Annotated in this window: 13 protein-coding genes and 1 riboswitch; all 13 genes read left to right on the plus strand. The window is 70.2% G+C overall.

Annotation, left to right across the window (positions count from 1 at the left end):
* Positions 1-1,536 (plus strand): ShlB/FhaC/HecB family hemolysin secretion/activation protein (locus AC3DEZ_RS16335; RefSeq protein WP_488389162.1); only part of this gene is annotated, 1,536 nt, incomplete at its 5' end.
* 35 nt (positions 1,537-1,571) lie between these two features.
* Complete coding sequence (locus tag AC3DEZ_RS16340) at positions 1,572-3,377, plus strand: DUF2341 domain-containing protein (protein ID WP_488388307.1); 1,806 nt, start codon at positions 1,572-1,574, stop codon at positions 3,375-3,377.
* Between the two features lie 10 nt (positions 3,378-3,387).
* A complete protein-coding gene (locus AC3DEZ_RS16345; protein ID WP_488388306.1) occupies positions 3,388-3,798 on the plus strand; it encodes an ExbD/TolR family protein in 411 nt (136 codons plus the stop codon).
* Positions 3,799-3,802: 4 nt separating this feature from the next.
* Entirely contained in the window at positions 3,803-4,489 is a 687-nt protein-coding gene (gene tolA, locus AC3DEZ_RS16350; RefSeq protein WP_488388305.1) for a cell envelope integrity protein TolA, read from the plus strand.
* Positions 4,490-4,543: 54 nt separating this feature from the next.
* Positions 4,544-6,262 carry a putative porin gene (locus AC3DEZ_RS16355; RefSeq protein WP_488388304.1) on the plus strand — a complete coding sequence of 573 codons (1,719 nt, stop codon included), beginning with the start codon at positions 4,544-4,546 and terminating at the stop codon, positions 6,260-6,262.
* 88 nt (positions 6,263-6,350) lie between these two features.
* Positions 6,351-6,641, plus strand: a complete 291-nt coding sequence (locus AC3DEZ_RS16360; protein WP_488389163.1) for a hypothetical protein — start codon at positions 6,351-6,353, stop codon at positions 6,639-6,641.
* A gap of 49 nt (positions 6,642-6,690) precedes the next feature.
* Positions 6,691-7,446, plus strand: a complete 756-nt coding sequence (locus AC3DEZ_RS16365; protein ID WP_488389164.1) for a SapC family protein — start codon at positions 6,691-6,693, stop codon at positions 7,444-7,446.
* 37 nt (positions 7,447-7,483) lie between these two features.
* Entirely contained in the window at positions 7,484-8,095 is a 612-nt protein-coding gene (locus tag AC3DEZ_RS16370; RefSeq protein WP_488389165.1) for an OmpH family outer membrane protein, read from the plus strand.
* Between the two features lie 65 nt (positions 8,096-8,160).
* Positions 8,161-8,396: riboswitch (cobalamin riboswitch) on the plus strand.
* Between the two features lie 106 nt (positions 8,397-8,502).
* Complete coding sequence (gene btuB, locus AC3DEZ_RS16375; RefSeq protein ID WP_488389166.1) at positions 8,503-10,365, plus strand: TonB-dependent vitamin B12 receptor; 1,863 nt, start codon at positions 8,503-8,505, stop codon at positions 10,363-10,365.
* Between the two features lie 12 nt (positions 10,366-10,377).
* Positions 10,378-10,950, plus strand: a complete 573-nt coding sequence (locus tag AC3DEZ_RS16380; RefSeq protein WP_488389167.1) for a hypothetical protein — start codon at positions 10,378-10,380, stop codon at positions 10,948-10,950.
* A gap of 14 nt (positions 10,951-10,964) precedes the next feature.
* Positions 10,965-11,576 carry a hypothetical protein gene (locus AC3DEZ_RS16385; RefSeq protein ID WP_488389168.1) on the plus strand — a complete coding sequence of 204 codons (612 nt, stop codon included), beginning with the start codon at positions 10,965-10,967 and terminating at the stop codon, positions 11,574-11,576.
* Positions 11,573-12,199 (plus strand): cob(I)yrinic acid a,c-diamide adenosyltransferase, encoded by a 627-nt coding sequence (gene cobO, locus AC3DEZ_RS16390; protein ID WP_488389169.1) that lies wholly within the window; start codon positions 11,573-11,575, stop codon positions 12,197-12,199. Before AC3DEZ_RS16385 ends, cobO begins: the two co-directional genes overlap by 4 nt.
* Positions 12,200-13,501 carry a cobyrinic acid a,c-diamide synthase CobB gene (locus tag AC3DEZ_RS16395; protein WP_488389170.1) on the plus strand — a complete coding sequence of 434 codons (1,302 nt, stop codon included), beginning with the start codon at positions 12,200-12,202 and terminating at the stop codon, positions 13,499-13,501.
* The last annotated feature ends 2 nt before the right edge of the window (positions 13,502-13,503 follow it).

The raw sequence follows: 13,503 nt of genomic DNA on the forward strand, positions 1-13,503 counted from the left end.
GCGCAGGCGCAGGCCGGCGAGCCGGGAGCGGGGGCGAGCGCGCCGGTGGCGCGGGTGAACATCCAGGAGTACCGGGTGCGGGGCAACACGGTGCTGGAGGCGCGGGCCATCGAGCAGGCGGTGAGCCCGTACCTGGGCCCGGGGCGGACCCTGGCCGACGTGGAAGCCGCGCGCGCGGCGCTGCAGGCGGCCTACCAGCAGCGCGGCTACCAGTCCGTGTACGTGGACCTGCCCGGGCAGCAGGTCAGCGGCGGGGTGGTGCTGCTGCAGGTGACCCAGACCCGGGTGGGGACGGTGCAGGTGGTGGGGGCGCGTTACCACGACCCGGCGCGGCTGCGCGCGGCGGTGCCGGCGCTGGCGGCCGGCCAGGTGCCGGACTTCACCCGCGCCCAGGCCGAACTGGCCGCGCTCAACCGCACCGCGCGCCGGCAGGTGGTGCCGCTGGTCAAGCCCGGGGCGGGCGAGGGGACGATGGACGTGGACCTGAAGGTGGAGGACGCCTCGCCGTGGCGGGTCAGCGCCACGGTCAACAACGACCACAGCGTGGACACCACCCCGACCCGCAGCATTCTGACGGTGGGCCACGAGAACCTGTGGCAGCGCGAGCACAGCGCCTCGCTGACCTGGTTCGCCGCCCCGCAGGACCGGGACGAGGCCAGCGTGTGGTCCGGGTCCTACCGGCTGCCGCTGGGCGGCCCGGACGGGGCGCTGGAGGTGTCCGGCTACCGTTCCGACAGCAACGTGGTGTCCAGCGGGCAGACCCAGGTCACCGGCAAGGGCCACGCGCTGGGGGTCAAGTTCAGCCGCACCCTGCCGGTGAGCGGGCCCTGGTGGCACCAGGTCGCGGTGGGGGTGGACTTCAAGGACATGGACGAGGCGGTGGCCCTGACCGGGATGGCGGCCGACTTCGCGCCGCTGAAGTACGCGCCGGTGAGCCTGGCCTACAGCGGGTTCCGGCAGGGCGAGCGGCACCAGTTCGCGCTGGGGCTGCAGGCGGTGTTCGGGGCGCGCAGCCTGCTGGGCTACGGCAGCGGCGCGGACGCGTTCGACTGGAAGCGGGCCTATGCCGATGCCAGCTTTTTCGTGCTCAAGGCCGATGTCAGCGACACCCTCACCCTGGCCAGCGGGGCGCAGTGGTTCGCCAAGGTCTCGGCGCAGCTGACCGACCAGCCGCTGGTGTCCGGCGAGCAGTTCGCCGCCGGCGGCATGTACACCACCCGCGGCTACCGCTCGGCCGAGGCCATCGGCGACTACGGGGCGATGTTCACCCTGGAGTGGCGCAGCGCGCCGGTGGCGCGCTGGGGCCTGCGCGACTGGCGCTTCCACGGCTACCTGGACGGGGCCTGGCTGGGGCTGCGCAAGCCGCTGCCCGAGCAGGCCGCCGAGGCCTCGCTGGCCGCGCTGGGGTTCGGGACCAGTTTCCAGGTGACCGAGCATTTCAACGTGCGCCTGGACTACGGCCACAGCCTGCTGGACGGCCCCACCACCACCCGCGGCGCCGACCGCCTGCACATCAGCGTGGGCGCCAGCTACTGAGCGCCTTCCCCCGTCTTTCTTTTCTGGAGATTCACATGCAACGCGTGCTCATTCTGTTGTTGACGTGCCTGGGCCTGTTCCTGCCCGGGCTGGCCTGGGCCCAGGCCCCGGCCCCGTGGTGGCAGGCCGACTGGAAGTACCGCAAGCCCATCACCGTGGACGCCGGTCCGCAGGGCGCCGGGCTGGGCGCCAGCGTCGGGCGCATGCCGGTGCTGGTGCGCCTGCACACCGGCAATTTCGCTTTCGACGGGGTGGGCCAGGGCGGCAAGGACCTGCGCTTCCTGGCCGCCGACGGCCGCACGGTGCTCAACCACCAGGTCGAGCTGTACGACGCGGACCTGGGCATGGCCCTCATCTGGGTGGACGTGCCGGCGGTGACGGCCAGCGCGCAGACCCTGTGGATGTATTACGGCAACCCGAAGGCCCCGGCCGCCGGCAACGGGCAACTGGTGTTCGACCCGGACTACACCGCGGTGTACCACTTCGCCGGTCCGGACACCCAGGCCCGCGACGTCACCGCCTACGCCAACCACGCCACCGGCGCGTTCACCCCGCTGGCCGCGGCGGTCATCGGCCGCGGCGCGCAGCGCGGGGAGGCGTTGCAGTTGCCGGCCTCGGCCTCGCTGGCGGTGCCGGCCGGCGGCTCCCTGACGTTCTCGGCCTGGGTCAAGCCCGAGCAGCTGGGCCCGACCCAGGCGGTGTACGCGCGCCGCGACGGCGAGCACGTGCTGCTGCTGGGCGTGGACAACGGCGTGCCGTTCGTGCAGGTGGACCAGGCGCGCAGCGCGCCGGTGCCGGCGCTGACGGCCGGGCAGTGGAGCCACCTGGCCTTCACCGCCGATGCCGGCGGGGTGGTGCTGTATGTGGGCGGGCGCGAAGCGGCGCGGCTGGCCAGTCCGCTGCCGGCGCTGGCCGGCCCGGCGCGGCTGGGCGCCGACCCGCTGGCCGCCGAAGCCAGCGCCCCGGTGCCGGCCGCCCAGCCCTTCGCCGGGGCCCTGGACGAGGTGCGCCTGTCCAAGGTCGCGCGCCCGGCCGGCCTGCTGCGGGCCGAGGCGCTCTCGCAGGGGGCGGCCTCGCGCCTGACCGCCTTCGGGGAAGACGAACAGAACGCCGGGGTGAGCCATTTCGGGTTCATCCTGAAGGCCATGCCGGTCGATGCCTGGGTGGTGGTGGCCATCCTGACCGCCATGCTGCTGCTGTCCTGGGCCCTCATGCTGACCAAGGGCCGCTATTTCGGGGCCGTGACCCGGGCCAACGCGGCCTTCTCGGCCCAGTACCAGCAGGTCGCCGGCCAGCCGGCCGCCGCCCTGCAGGAACGCGCCGGCACCGGCGCCCTGGGCCAGGACGTGTGCCAGGCCTCCTCCCTGTGGCGGCTGTACGCCATCGCCATGGCCGAACTCAAGGGCCGCCAGGCCCACGCCCACGGCCTGAGCGCGGCCGCGCTGGCGGCCATCCGCGCGGCCATGGACGCCGAACTCATCCGCGAGACCGAACGCATGGGCCGGCGCATGAACTGGCTCTCCACCACCATTGAAGGGGCGCCCTACGTGGGCCTGTTCGGCACCGTCATCGGCATCATGCTGGTGTTCGCCGTGGCGGCCATGGCCGGGGCGGTGGACATCAACTCGGTGGCCCCGGGCATGGCCGCGGCGCTGCTGTGCACGGCCGCCGGCCTGGGCGTGGCCATCCCGGCGCTGTTTGGCTACAACTGGCTGGCCGCCCGCGCCGAGGCCATCGCCGCGGACATGGCGGTGTTCGTGGACGAGTTCAGCGCCCGCCTGGCCGAAGAGTTCGACGCCGCCGGCGCCGCGCCGCCGGTGCTGCACTCGGTGCGGGCCTGAGGAGCGCGCCATGGCCGCCAAGAGATTCGGCGTCAAGAAGCGCGAGAAGGGCATCAACGTCACCCCGTTCGTGGACGTGCTGCTGGTGGTGCTGGTCATTTTCATTCTGACCAGCAACGCCACCATCCCCGGCATTGAAGTGAACCTGCCCAAGGCCAGCGCCTCGGTGGCGCTGGAGAAGCCGCAGACCAAGGCCATCACGGTGGACAACGCCGGGCAGGTTTTCCTGGACGCCTACCCGGTGAGCCTGGCCGAACTGGAAGAGCGCCTGCGCACCGAGCAGGCGGTCAACCCGGACCTGCCGGTCATCGTGCGCGGAGACGCGCAGGTGCAGTACGCGCGGGTGGTGGAGGTGCTGGACCTGCTGCGCAAGCTGGAACTGACCCAGGTCGGCCTGGTCACCGGCAAGGTGCCGGGGTGAGCGCATGAGCCTGCCCCCGTCCCCCCCGCCGGCCCGCGCGCGGCGCTGGCCGGTGGCCGCCGGCGTGCTGGGCCTGCTGGCGCTGCTGGCCCTGACGGTCGGGTGGCTGCTGTTCCAGGGCCCGGCCAGCAGCAAGCGGCCGGTCGCCCCGGTGCCGCTGCTGGCCCTGCCGCCACCCCCGCCGCCGCCGCCGGAACCGGAACCCACGCCCGAACCGGACGTGGAACCCGAAGAGGTCATGCCCGAGCCCGAACCGCTGGAGGACGTGCCCAAGCCCACCGAGGAAGCCCCCACCCCGGACACCGCCGACCCGGTGACCATGAACGCCGACGCCCAGGCCGGCAGCGACAACTTCGGCATCCAGTCCGGCAGCGGCGGCGGCATGAGCGGCGCGGGCGCGGGCGGCGCGGGCAACGCCGCCTATGGCCGCTACCTGGGCTACGTGCTGCAGCAGGCCGTGGCCCGCGAGGAGCGCCTGCGCCCGCTGGCCTTCCAGCTGACCCTCAACATCTGGCTCGACCCCGGCGGCGAACTGAGCCGGGTCGAACTGGTGCGCGGCAGCGGCAACCCCGAGGCCGACCAGGCGGTGCTGGCGGCCATCCGCGCCGTGGGCCGCCTGGACGAACGCCCGCCGGCCTCGCTGGCCTTCCCGGCCCGGGTGCTGGTGCAGGGCCGCCGGCCGGCCGGCTGAGCCGGCCCGTCCGCCTTTCTTCCTCTTTTCCTGATGACTTTCTGCGAGCCCCCCATGACCCGTTCCCCCCTCCGTAGCGCCCGCCCGCTGGCCGCCCTGGCCGCCGGCCTGGGCCTGGCCCTGGCCCTGTCCACCGCCGCCCGGGCCCAGGACGCCCCGGCCCCCGACAGCACCCTGGTCAAGCTCATCCGCGGCCTCATCGACAGCGGCGCCCTCACCCCGGAGGTGGGCCAGGCACTGCTGGACGAGGCCCGCCGCGAAGCCGCCGCCCGCCCGGCCACCGCCGCCGGCCCGGCGCTGGAACCGGGCGACGTGCGCGTGCCCTACCTGTCCGAGTCCGTGCGCCAGGGCCTGCGCGAGGAGGTCAAGGCCGACGTGCTGGCCCAGGCCCAGGCCGAACGCTGGGCCGCCCCGGACGCGGTGCCCGAGTGGACCCAGCGGGTGCAGGTGACCGGGGACGTGCGCGTGCGCAACGAGTCGCGCCTGTTCTCCGAACGCAACAGCCCCATCGAGACCGACTGGGCCCGCATCAACGCCGGGGCCGGCTACGACATCAACCCCAACACCCACCTGGACCTGCCGCCGCTGCGCAACACCCGCCAGGACCGCAACAACTCCTGGCGCATCCGCGCCCGCCTGGGCGTGCTGGCGCAACTGGGCCAACACACCCGCGCCGGCGTGCGCCTGGCCACCGGCAACGACACCAGCCCGGTCTCCACCACCCAGACCCTGGGCGGCGGACTGGCCAAGAAGGACGCCTGGCTGGACCAGGCCTGGCTGGCCTGGACACCGCTGCCGGGCCTGGAACTGACCGGCGGACGCTTCGCCAACCCGTACCGCTCCACCGACATCCTGTTCTCCAATGACCTGAACTTCGACGGCGTGGCGGTCAAGTACGAACGGGCCGCGGGCGAAGGGCTGGACCTGTTCGCCACCCTGGGCCTGAGCCCGCTGGAGTACTCGGCCGACAACTTCCCGGCCACCAGTCAGGACAAGCAGGCCAGCCGCGACAAGTGGCTCAACGGCCTGCAGGTGGGGGCCAACTGGCGCTTCGGGGACGACCAGCGCCTGCGCGCGGCCCTGGCCTACTACCAGTTCCGCAACATCTCCGGCGAGTACTCGGCCCCCTGCGCGCTGTATGCCGGCGCCCAGGTCTGCAGCACCGACGGCACCCGCCCGGCCTTCATGCAGAAGGGCAACACCCTCATGCTCCTGCGCAACCTGGCCCTGGACCCGCTGGACCCGGCCAACACCCCGCTGCCGCAGTACGTGGGCCTGGCCGCCAGCTTCAAGCTGGTGGACGTGAACCTGAGCTGGGAAACCCCGGCCCTGGCCGACACCCGCCTGCGCCTGGAAGGCCACTGGCTGAAGAACACCGCCTACGACCCGCAGGCCCTGTGGACCCGCGCCCACGGCGGCATCGTCACCAACCTGGCCACCCCGGCCGGCGCGGCCCCCACCGCCGCGGACATCCGCAGCGGCGACACCGCCTGGCTGTTCCAGGCCACCTTCGGGGACCTGGCCTTGCGCCAGGCCGGGGACTGGAACCTGTGGCTGGGCTACAAGCACATCGACCCGGACGCGCTGCCCGACGGGTTCAACGACTCCAACTTCCACCTGGGCGGCACCAATGCGCGCGGCTACACCCTGGGCGCCTCGTATGCCTTCGACCGCAACGTCTGGCTCACCGGCCGCTGGATGGCGGCCAAGGAGGTGTTCGGCCCGCCGCTGTCCATCGACGTGTTCCAGCTGGAGGTCAACGCCGGGTTTTGAGGCCGTACGCCGCGGCCCCCCTGCGGTGGCCGCGTATCCGCAGGAAGGGAAGGGCGTTGCCCGGATCCCCGCAACAAGAAGTGCAACCGTGAAAGAACGTTTCATCTCGCTGAGGAAATTCACCGACAAGTTCGCCGAAGTCGTGCTGGTGGCAGACGGCCCGGTCCTGGTCACCCGGGGCAAGGTGCCGCTCGGGTTCTACCTGCCAATCAAGGTCTGGGGCGAGCAGCACGATTCGGAGATCCGCCGGCATATGGTTGAAATGGTTCTGCGGCAATCTGGGCAGACGCCGGAGGACATCAGCGAGTGCGTCGATTCCTTCATCGAGGGGAAGCAGATCCTGTACGCCATGCGCGGCCGGTTCGATCCCCCCGCCTGAACCGCAAATCGTCCCGCCGGCATCCGATCACGCAACGAATGGAAAAAGCATGAACACGCAGAACCCCGAATCCGAATCCCCGGCTCCGAACGGCGGCGCCGACGCCAGTTCCTGGCCGCTCTTCTATCGCGAACCGCGCGTGCTGTCCTCGATCGAACACGCCGGCTGGCGGGTGCGTCCGAGCGGCGCCGGCTTCGCCGCCGCCAGCAACTCCGTGCCGGTGGTCATCGGCGAATTCGCCGCCGCTTCGCGCAACTACCCGCTGGTGTTCGCCGGTCCGGAACACACGCCGCTCGCGGTGCTGGGCGTGGAAGCCGGCCGCAACCGCTTCGTCAATGACGGCGCCTGGGCCGAAAACGCCTACGTCCCCGCGTACGTGCGCCGTTATCCGTTCGTATTCGTGCAGACCGGAGAGCCGGATGGCTACGTGCTGGCCATCGATGCCGGCGCGGATGCGGTGATCCGGTCGGGCGAGGAGGGCAACCCGCTGTTCGAGGACGGCCAGCTCAGCGAACTGACCCGGCAGGCCCTGCAGTTCTGCGACACCTTCACCCGCGAGGACCAGGCCACCCGCCTGTTCGCCGCGGCCCTGGCCGAACAGGGACTGCTGATCGAACGCAGCGCCAACATCGCTTTCGCGGATGGCCGCCGTTCCAGTGTCGATGGCTTCCATGTGGTCGACGCCGAGCGGTTCGCCGCATTGCCGGATGCGGTGATCGTCGACTGGCATCGCAAGGGCTGGCTGGCGCTGGTCCATTTTCACCTGGCCTCGCTGGGCCGGTTCAACGATCTGCTGGCGCCCTGAGCGTTTTCCCTTCATTCCCTTCGAACCAGGTATCGCCATGTCCATGTCCCTCACCCCGATGTACCGCCGCACCGCAATCCTGCTGGTGCTGGCGTTCTCCACCGCCGCCGCGCACGCCGCCGACGGGGTCGCCTCGATGGAAGGTCCGGCGGTGGCAGGCGTCTGCTATCTCAGCCGCGAAGCGGTGTTCGCCAATGCCGCCGCCGGCAAGGACGCCGGCGTGCAATTGCAGAAGCTGGTCACCGACGCGCAGGCCGAGATCGAGCGTGACAAGGGCCGCGCCGAGTCGGAACTGTTGCGTCTCGGCCTGCGCGGAAACATCACTGCCGACAAACTCACGCCGGAGCAGACCAAGGCCGTGCAGGAAGCGCAGGCGGTGCAGCAACGCGCCGCACAGCGTTCGCGCGAGATCGAGGCGACCCGGTCAGGCGTCCTGGAACAGATTTCCACCGCGGCGCAGCCGCTGATCGCCGAAGCCTACAAGCAGCATGGCTGCGGCGTGCTGATCGATCGCGGCACCGTGCTGGCCGGCAACATGAGCCATGACCTGACCGCCGATGTGGTCAAGGCACTCGACGCGCGGGTGAAGTCGATTCCGGTGACGCTGCGTCGCGAGACCACCGCGGCATCCGCGCCCGTCGGCCGCTGATCAGCGCGACTGCCAGACCGCTCCGGCACCACGCAAGGCACCGGAGCGGCACTCCCGCCAACTGCTATACTCGCGCCGCCTGAGGTGACCGCCGGCCTGGCCGGTGGTTGAAACGGGAATCCGGTGCGCCTGATCGTGCATGCATGATCGGCAATTCCGGAGCTGCCCCCGCAACGGTAGGCGAGACAAGGTCCGCAAACAGCCACTGTGCTTGATGCATGGGAAGGCGCGGATCCGGAGCACGGCCCACGGCCACGCTTCACTCGCGAGCCCGGAGACCGGCCTTTGAGCGACGTGACATGCGGTGGGCGATGTCATGGGGCTCGATCCGTGTCGGGCTGCCATGACACTCCCTTTCCGCCTGTCCTTATCCAACGTTCCCGCGCGGGCAGGCGCGGTCAAGGAGTGTGTCCGTGCATCCGCAATCGTTCTTCCGTCGCCATCGCCTGGCGGCGTCGTTGCTGTCTTCCCCTTTCCTCGTCGCGCCGGCATTCGCCGAAAGTCCCACCGATCTCGACGGTGTCGTGGTCACCGCCAGCCGCACCGCGCAGACCCAGGATCAGACGCTGGCCGCGGTCACCGTCATCGACCGCGAGGAAATCGAACGCCTGCAGCCGGCTTCGCTGCCGGATCTGCTGACCGGACGGGCGGGGTTCTCGCTCGCCAACAACGGTGGTCCCGGCAAATCCACCTCGGTGTTCCTGCGTGGCACCGAATCGGATCACGTGCTCGTGCTGGTGGATGGCATCAAGCTGGGATCGGCCACCAGTGGCGGGGCGTCGCTGCAGGACATCCCGGTCGAGCAGATCGAACGCGTCGAGATCGTGCGCGGCCCGTTCTCGAGCCTGTATGGATCCGAGGCGCTGGGCGGCGTGATCCAGATCTTCACCCGTCGTCCGCACGGTGCGTTCACGCCCAACTTCAGCGCGGCCGTCGGCAGCGAGCGCACCCGCCGGGTTTCCGTGGGCGCGGGCGGCCGGAGCGGCGACGCAGCCGGCGGCGGCTGGTATGCGATCCAGGCCGGACACGAGGAAACCGACGGCATCAATGCCTATCGGGGAACCCGTAACTTCGATCCGGACCGCGACGGCTACCGCAACACGTCGTTGACCCTGCAGGGCGGCTATCGCTTCGACGAGCACTGGGATGCGGAACTGCGGCTGTTCCGCGCCGAAGGACGCAACGAATACGACGGCAGCCTCAACAACGAGGCCGACACCGTCCAGCAGGTGGTGGGCGGACGGATACGCTACGCCGCCAACGACCAGGTCCGCATCACCGCCAGCGCGGGAACCAGCGCGGATCTGAGCGAGAACTTCCTCGACGGCGTGTATTCCTCCAATTTCGACACGCGCCGCAAACTGGCCTCGTTGCAGGCCGATCTGGGCGTTGGTGGCGGGCTGCTGAGCCTGGGTTTCGACTGGTCCGCCGATCAGGTGGACAGCAATACCCGCTACGCGCGCGATCACCGCATCAACCGCGGTCTGTTCGGTCAGTGGCAGCAGGACTTCGGCGATCATTCGGTACAGGCCGGCGTGCGGCGCGACGACGACAGCCAGTTCGGCGGCGAAACCACGGGCAGCGTGCTGTGGGGCTGGAACTTCACCCCGCAGTTGCGACTGGGCGCGAGCTACGGCACGGCGTTCAAGGCGCCCACCTTCAACGAGTTGTACTTTCCCGGTTATGGGAATCCGGAACTGGGTCCGGAGACGTCGCGCAGTTTCGAGTTGAGCCTGCGCGGTGAACACGGCAAGGCGCGCTGGGCGCTGCATGCCTTCGACACCCGCATCGACGACATGATTGCGTTCGATGCCTCGCTCGGCGACTTTGGTGGCCCGAACAACATCGATCGGGCGCGCATCCGCGGCATCGAGGCCGAGGGCGGGGTGCGCGTGAAGGATTGGGATCTGCGCGCCAGCCTGACCCGCCTGGATCCGCGCAACGACGGCGACAATCCGAATCACGACAACGTGCTGCCGCGCCGCGCGCGCGCCAGTGGCCGCATCGACGCGGATCGGCGTTTCGGCCGCTTCAGCCTGGGCGCGAGCGTCGTCGGCGTGGGCGAGCGCTACGACAACCTGGCCAACACCACCCGGCTGGGTGGCTATGGCCTGCTGGATCTTCGCGTGGGATATGCGTTCGCCCCCGCCTGGAACCTGCAGCTGTCGGGTGGAAACCTGTTCGACAGGCGCTACGAGACCGCGGCGCTGTACAACCAGCCGGGACGCACGTGGTTGCTGACCCTGCGTTACCAGCCCGTCGCACGCTGAGCGGAGGCATCGATGAATCCCTTGTCGTCCTCCGTTCGCCTCGGCCTGCTGGCCACGTTCGCCGTCCTGATGGTGGCCACGCGCTTCCATCACTTCGGCACCGTCCTGCATCTGCCGGATGCTTCGATGGCGCTGTTCTTCCTCGGTGGCCTGTATCTGCGCCGGCACCTTCCATTCCTGGCGCTGCTGGCGCTGGCGGTGCTCATCGACTGGGCCGCCGTCAGCGTGGCCGGTGTCAGCGATTTCTGCGTGACGCCGGCCTACGCGTTTCTGCTGCCCGCATACGCGGTGCTGTGGTACGGCGGTCGGGCCTGGTCCGACAGCGGGATGCGGGGATGGCGCGGCCTGGCCGGCGCGCTGCTGGTCGCATGCGCCTGCGCGTCACTGTCCTTCCTGATCTCCAATGGCGCCTTCTATTGGCTGGGTGGACGCTATCCGCATCCCGAGTGGCCGCAATACCTCGCACGCGTCTGGCAATGGGGGCCGCTGTTCGTGCGCACCACCATGACCTACGTGATCAGCGCATTGCTCGTGCACGCCCTGATCGTGACCTTCCGTCGCCGTTCCGCTTCCCTCGATACCTGAGCAGGAGAACCCCGATGTCCCTGAAGCCCGTTTCCGGTTCCGTCCTGCCGCTGGCGTCGACACGCGCGCAGATCCTGGCCGGCACCGCCCTGGCGATGCTGATGATCACTACCCGCGGCCAGCATTTCGCCAGCGTCGACGCACTGCCCAGCGCGTCCTGGGCGGTGTTCTTTCTGGCCGGCGCGCTGCTGCGGCCGATGTGGACGCTGCCCGCGTTCTTCCTGTTGTCCTCGCTGCTGGATTTCGCCAGCCTCGCCAGCGGCACGATCACCGACTGGTGCCTGTCGCCTGCGTACTGGGCGCTCGCGTTCGCCTATGCGTCGTTGTGGCTGGGCGGGCATGTCTATCGCGGCCTGCACCGGGATCGGATAAGCACTGTGCCGCGGCTGGCGCTGGTGCTGGTGGCGAGCGCGACCGTCGCCTACCTGCTGTCGAAGGGAGGTTTCTTTTTCTTCTCCGGCCGCCATCCGGATCCGACCCTGGGCGGTTTCATCGCCCGCGTCCCGCACTACTATCCCCGTGCGCTCGGCACGCTGGCCGGCTATGTCGGCGTCGCCTTCGCGGTGCGGGCGGTGATCCGCGCCTTCGCCGCGCGGACCGCCGCCCGGACGGGCACGCCGGCATGAGCCGGGGCAGCGAACGCCGCGGCCTGGACGAGGACGCGCACTACCGCGAACGCGCGCAACGCAAGAAGGAACTGGTCGACCGCCGCATCGCCCGCGCCACCATCGATCGCGGCGTGCTGGTGGTGAACACCGGCAACGGCAAGGGCAAGAGCTCTTCCGGTTTCGGCATGCTGGCGCGCAGCCTCGGCCATGGATTCCGCTGCGGGGTCGTGCAGTTCATCAAGGGCAGCTTCTCGACCGGCGAGGAAGCGTTCTTCCGCCGTTTCGGCGAGGATCTGGACTATCGGGTGATGGGCGAGGGCTTTACCTGGGAAACCCAGGATCGAAGCCGCGATATCGCTGCGGCGGACGCCGCATGGCGGGAAGCCGCGCGCATGCTGTCGGATTCCGCCTATGATTTCGTCCTGCTCGACGAACTCAACATCGCGCTGAACAAGGACTACGTGCCGCTGGACACCGTACTCGCCGCGTTGGCCGCGCGGCCAACGCGCCAGCACGTGGTCATCACCGGCCGTGGCGCACCGGAGGCATTGATCGAGGTCGCCGATACGGTCACCGAAATGCGTCTGGTGAAACATGCGTTCAAGGCGGGCATCAAGGCCCAGCATGGGATCGAACTGTAGATGACGGATTCCCCGGCCTCCCTCTGTCCCGCGTTGCTGGTCTCCGCCCCGGCATCGGGGCAGGGCAAGACCAGCGTGACCGCCGCGCTGGCGCGATGGCATGCCCGCCAGGGACGGCGCGTGCGGGTTTTCAAGACCGGTCCGGACTTCCTGGATCCGATGGTGCTGGCGCGGGCCAGCGGTGCGCCGGCGTATCAACTGGATCTGTGGATGACCGGCGAGGCCGATGTGCGGGCGCGCCTGCATGCGGCCGCACGCGAGGCCGATCTCATCCTGATCGAAGGCGTGATGGGCCTGTTCGACGGCGCGCCGTCGAGCGCGGATCTGGCCATCGCGCTCGGTGTGCCCGTGCTCGCGGTCATCGATGGTTCGGCGATGGCGCAGACCTTCGGCGCGCTGGCGACCGGCCTGGCACGCTACCGCGAAGGCCTCACGGTCCACGGCGTCGCCGCCAACCGCATCGGCAGCGCGCATCATGGCGAACTGCTGCGCGGCAGCCTGCCCGCGGATCTGCACTGGCTCGGAGCGCTGCCGCGCGACACGCAACTGGCCTTGCCCGAGCGTCACCTGGGCCTGGTCGCGGCGGAGGAACTGGACGATATCGATCTCCGCCTGGACGCGCTGGCCGATGCCTGGGCCAAGCACGCCAGCACCGCGCTGCCACCGCCGGTGGCGTTCGCGGCGACGGAGGTCGAATCGGTGCCCGGGCTGCTGCGTGGCCGGCGCATCGCCATCGCGCGCGACGCCGCGTTCTGCTTCCTGTATCCGGCCAACCTGGACCTGCTGCGCGCGGCCGGCGCCGAGCTGCGTTTCTTCTCGCCGCTGGCCGGCGACGCGCTGCCGGACTGCGACGCGGTCTGGTTGCCGGGCGGCTATCCGGAACTGCACCTGGATACGCTGTCGCGACGGCATGATCTGAAAGCCGCGCTGCACGCGCATCGCGATGCCGGCAAGCCCCTGTTGGCCGAATGCGGCGGGATGCTGTACGCCCTGGACACGCTGACCGGCAAGGATGGCCGGCGCGCATCGATGGCGGGGTTGCTCGCGGGCGAGGCGGTGCTTCAAACCCGATTGGCGGCGCTCGGCCTGCAATCGGTGGATCTGCCCGAAGGCACCTTGCGCGGGCACACCTTCCACTACGCGCAGGCGCGGATGGCGATCCCCGCGCTGGCCGATGCCCACAATCCGAATGGCGGTCCCAGCCGCGAGGCGGTCTATCGGGATCGCCGGTTGACCGCCAGCTTCGTGCATTTCTATTTCCCCTCGAATCCGCGGGCCGCGCTGCGGCTGTTCCTGCCGTGACC

Source organism: Pseudoxanthomonas sp. 134C1, assembly GCF_057773065.1.

Excerpts from the sequence above, each read along its gene's own strand:
- AC3DEZ_RS16370 (WP_488389165.1), top strand. The coding sequence starts at position 7,484 with ATGTCCATGTCCCTCACCCCGATGTACCGCCGCACCGCAATCCTGCTG.
- cobO (WP_488389169.1), top strand. The coding sequence starts at position 11,573 with ATGAGCCGGGGCAGCGAACGCCGCGGCCTGGACGAGGACGCGCACTAC.
- AC3DEZ_RS16385 (WP_488389168.1), top strand. The coding sequence starts at position 10,965 with ATGTCCCTGAAGCCCGTTTCCGGTTCCGTCCTGCCGCTGGCGTCGACA.
- AC3DEZ_RS16340 (WP_488388307.1), top strand. The coding sequence starts at position 1,572 with ATGCAACGCGTGCTCATTCTGTTGTTGACGTGCCTGGGCCTGTTCCTG.
- AC3DEZ_RS16345 (WP_488388306.1), top strand. The coding sequence starts at position 3,388 with ATGGCCGCCAAGAGATTCGGCGTCAAGAAGCGCGAGAAGGGCATCAAC.
- tolA (WP_488388305.1), top strand. The coding sequence starts at position 3,803 with ATGAGCCTGCCCCCGTCCCCCCCGCCGGCCCGCGCGCGGCGCTGGCCG.
- AC3DEZ_RS16365 (WP_488389164.1), top strand. The coding sequence starts at position 6,691 with ATGAACACGCAGAACCCCGAATCCGAATCCCCGGCTCCGAACGGCGGC.
- AC3DEZ_RS16395 (WP_488389170.1), top strand. The coding sequence starts at position 12,200 with ATGACGGATTCCCCGGCCTCCCTCTGTCCCGCGTTGCTGGTCTCCGCC.
- AC3DEZ_RS16355 (WP_488388304.1), top strand. The coding sequence starts at position 4,544 with ATGACCCGTTCCCCCCTCCGTAGCGCCCGCCCGCTGGCCGCCCTGGCC.
- AC3DEZ_RS16380 (WP_488389167.1), top strand. The coding sequence starts at position 10,378 with ATGAATCCCTTGTCGTCCTCCGTTCGCCTCGGCCTGCTGGCCACGTTC.